This is a genomic window from Candidatus Angelobacter sp., from assembly GCA_035607015.1.
Classification (GTDB): Bacteria; Verrucomicrobiota; Verrucomicrobiia; order Limisphaerales; family AV2; genus AV2.
Genome location: DATNDF010000056.1, coordinates 1 through 4,023, shown reverse-complemented (window position 1 = coordinate 4,023; position 4,023 = coordinate 1). Strand labels below are relative to the sequence as shown.

Below are 4,023 nucleotides of genomic sequence, written 5' to 3'. Positions count from 1 at the left end.
CGCCTTGACGAAAGTTTCCGGTGAGTCGATATACGATTAGGCGCGCCGGAAATATGCTTTGCGACATTTGTAAACAAAACGTGGCCACGGTTCATCTCACCCAGATGGTCGAGGGTAAAACCAAGAAGGTGGATTTGTGCGAGGCGTGCTCGAAGGAAAAGGGCGTGGACGACCCGACCGGTTTTTCACTGGCCGACCTGCTGCTCGGGTTGGGCGCGGCGCAGGAGATGGCTCAGGCGACGGCCGGTTCTGAACTCAAATGTCCCGCCTGCGGCTTTACCCAGGCCGATTTCAAAAAAACCGGACGGCTCGGGTGCGCGGACTGTTACACAACGTTCGCAGAAGGGCTGGAAGGGTTGCTCAAGTCCATGCACAAGGGGACCAAGCACGTGGGCAAAGTTCCGCAGCAGTTACAACAACACAAGGACTGTGTCGAAAAACTGAATCACTTGCAGAAAAAACTGGAGAAAGCGGTGGCGGACGAAGATTTCGAGCAGGCGGCGGTATTGCGCGACGAAATCAAACACACCCGCGAGAAGTTTGACAACCTGACGGCCTGAATCATGAAGACCATTCACGAATTCCTGGTCTCGCCGTCCGAATCCTGCAAACGAAAAGGCCCGGACGACCGCATCGTGATGTCGAGCCGCGTGCGGCTGGCGCGCAATCTGAAAGGATTCTCGTTCCCGGGCTGGGCGAAGAAGCCCGATCGTGTCAAGGCGCTTGAAGTTGTACGTCCGGCTGTCGAAAGCCTGCCGCAGATGGCGAACGCGTTCTCCGAATCAATGGACAACCTCAACCCCCTCGACAAACAGATCCTCGTAGAGCGCCACCTCATCAGCCGCGAACACGCCGCCAAGAGTGCCGGCAGCGGGCTGGTGTTGACGCAGGACGAAACGCTTTGTGTGATGATCAATGAGGAGGACCATTTGCGGATGCAGGCGCTGCGGCCCGGATTGCAACTTCGTTCTGCGTGGCTGGCTCTGGACCAGGTGGACAGCGCGCTGGAGAAGCGGCTCGATTACGCGTTCTCGAGCGACCTCGGCTATCTGACCGCCTGCCCGACGAACATCGGGACCGGCATCCGTGTGAGCGCCATGTTGCACCTGCCGGCTCTCGTGCTGTCCGAGCAGATCAACCAGATCATTCAAGCGGTCAACAAACTTGGCCTCGCCGTGCGCGGGCTTTACGGCGAGGGCACCGAAGCGCTCGGCAATGTGTTCCAGGTCTCCAACCAGATGACGCTCGGCGAGGCCGAGACAGATATCGTGGAGCGGCTGAACAAGGTGCTCACACAACTCATCGAGCATGAGGAAAATGCGCGAGGGTCGTTGCTCGAAAAAAAGCCGAAGATGGTCTTCAACCAGATCGGCCGCGCCTACGGCACGCTCGCCAACGCGCACAGCATTTCATCGAAGGAAACGATGAATCTGCTCTCCATGCTGCGGCTGGGAATAGACCTCGCGATGTTTCCCGGCGCCGAGCGTGCGCTGGTGGATGAACTCTTCATTCTCACCCAACCCGCGCATTTGCAAAAGCAGTTCACGGAAAAACTTTCTGCCGAGGAGCGCGATTTGTTGCGCTCGGACATGCTGCGCGAGCGTCTGCGTAACGTGAGCCGGCCGATCACGCCACCAAAGACCGAAGGTGGCAAAACGGACAGGGGTGCGGTTCAGGCCTGAAATGCCTGCCGGCGCTCCATTCGAGCGGCATAGTCTCTCTTCAAACCTGTCGCGGGACCGTTCCGCCGTTCATCTCGCGCCAAAAACAGCCTTCCTGGCTGTGTTTTTTGGTCACGCTTCTGGTGGATGGTCCATGGCCGTAAGACCGCGGGAAGCGCGGGAGGCGATCAGGGTTTTGGTCTAGCCCTGCTGGCGTTTGTCGTCTGCACCGTTCGCGGCTCATGTACGCCGGTCGTCTGCTACCCGGGTAAGGACTTTTCGCAGACGTGGGTAACGAAACGCGCCGAGTGCCGGTCTGCCTGCAACGGATGTGTAGCGTAGCTAAGCCAGATTATCGGCAAGCCGCGTGCTGCATTTTTACTGTGCATTCGTGCACGATTCTGATAATCGTGTGTTGTTGGTGGCACGGTATTCGTCGTATCCATGCGCGGGATGCGCGTCTTGTATGGAACGCGGAATACCGCATCCAACCGGGTAATCGGGGCAAACTGGACAAAGCTGATCAACCAAAGCATGTTGGGCCGCGAAGACTATGAGTGACGAAGCAATGAATAATTTCACGCCGCGGGCGCAGCAGGTGCTGGCGCTGGCGCGCAAGGAAGCCGATCGATTCAATCACAATTTTGTCGGCACTGAACACCTCCTGCTGGGTCTTATCAAACTGGGCCAGGGCGTCGCTGTCAACGTGCTCCAGAAAATGGGTCTTGATCTCGAAACCGTACGCATGGAAGTCGAGAAGCAGGTGGGTACGGGTCCGGACCAGAAGATGATCGGCAACATCCCTTACACGCCCCGGGTGAAGAAGGTGCTGGCGCTGGCGCAGAAGGAGGCCAAGGCGCTCAATCACACCTACGTCGGCACCGAGCACATCTTGCTGGGGTTGCTGAGGGAAGGCGATGGCGTGGCGGCGCGCGTGTTGAAGAACCTGGACGTGGACATCGAACAGACGAGGCAGGAAATTTTGAAGGAACTTGACCCGAATTTTCAGGCGTCCGAGGAAGGCGCACAAAGCGAAGGCGCCGAGAAAGCCCCATCGGAAAAGAAGGGCGAAGTGAAGACGCCGGCCCTCAAGGCGTTTGGCCGCGATCTGACGGACATTGCGCGCAAGGGTGAGATGGACCCGGTGATCGGACGGAAAAACGAGATCGAACGAGTCATCCAGATCCTCTGCCGCCGCACCAAAAACAACCCGGTGCTGCTCGGGGAAGCGGGCGTCGGCAAGACGGCCATCGTTGAGGGTCTGGCTCAGGAGATAGCCAGAGGCAACGTGCCGGAGCTGTTGCGTGACAGGCGCGTCATCACCCTGGACCTGGCATTGATGGTGGCCGGCACCAAGTACCGGGGCCAGTTCGAGGAGCGCATCAAGGCGGTGATGGACGAAATCCGCCGCGCCAAAAACATCATTTTATTCATCGACGAATTGCACACCATCGTTGGCGCGGGAAGCGCCGAGGGCACAATGGACGCGTCGAACATCATCAAGCCCGCGCTGAGCCGCGGCGAAATGCAGTGCATCGGCGCGACGACGCTGAACGAGTACCGCAAGTATATCGAGAAGGACGCGGCGCTCGAACGCCGTTTTCAGGCGGTCAAGGTCGAGGCGCCCTCGATCGATGAGGCCGTTCTGATCCTGAAGGGGCTCCGGCCGAAATATGAGGAGCACCACAAAATTGATCTTACGGACAGGGCTCTTGATGCGGCGGTCCGGTTGTCGGACCGTTACATCACCGGCCGCTTCCTGCCCGACAAGGCCATCGACGTCATGGACGAGGCCGGTTCGCGCGCCCGCATTGGGGCGATGACCCGACCACCTGACGTGAAGCAGCTTGAAGTGGAAATCGAAGACATAAAGGCGCGCAAGGAACGGGCGATCAAGGAGCAGGATTTCGAGGGTGCCGCTGCAATGCGCGACAAGGAAAAACAGGCCAAGGAGAAGCTGGAATCGGTTTTAAGCGCCTGGAAGACGACGCGTGAAGAGAAGCGCGTGACGGTGGACGAAGACGACATTCTGCACGTGGTCGCGAAGTGGACGGGCATCCCTCTGAAGCGCATGGAGCAGGGGGAAGCGCAGAAACTTCTGGCCATGGAAGAGGAACTTTCCCGAGTGGTCGTCGGCCAGCATGAAGCCGTGACCGCGCTATGCAAGGCTCTGCGGCGTTCGCGCGCGGACTTGAAGGACCCCAAGCGGCCCATCGGAACGTTCGCGCTGCTCGGCCCGACGGGCGTGGGCAAGACGCTGCTGGCAAAATCGCTCGCCGAGAATATGTTCGGCGATGCGAAATCGCTGATTCAACTCGACATGAGCGAATACATGGAGAAGTTCACCGTGTCGCGTCTGGTC

At 58.9% G+C, this 4,023-nt stretch carries 3 protein-coding genes; all 3 read left to right on the top strand.

Features of this window, described 5'->3' with window-relative positions:
* The first annotated feature begins 53 nt into the window (after positions 1 to 53).
* Positions 54 to 560, top strand: coding sequence for a UvrB/UvrC motif-containing protein (locus VN887_02285; GenBank protein HXT38830.1), 507 nt, complete (start codon positions 54 to 56; stop codon positions 558 to 560).
* 3 nt (positions 561 to 563) lie between these two features.
* A complete protein-coding gene (locus VN887_02280) occupies positions 564 to 1,682 on the top strand; it encodes a protein arginine kinase (GenBank protein ID HXT38829.1) in 1,119 nt (372 codons plus the stop codon).
* A gap of 532 nt (positions 1,683 to 2,214) precedes the next feature.
* Positions 2,215 to 4,023, top strand: a 1,809-nt coding sequence (locus VN887_02275; protein ID HXT38828.1) for an ATP-dependent Clp protease ATP-binding subunit, incomplete at its 3' end; no start/stop codon positions are given.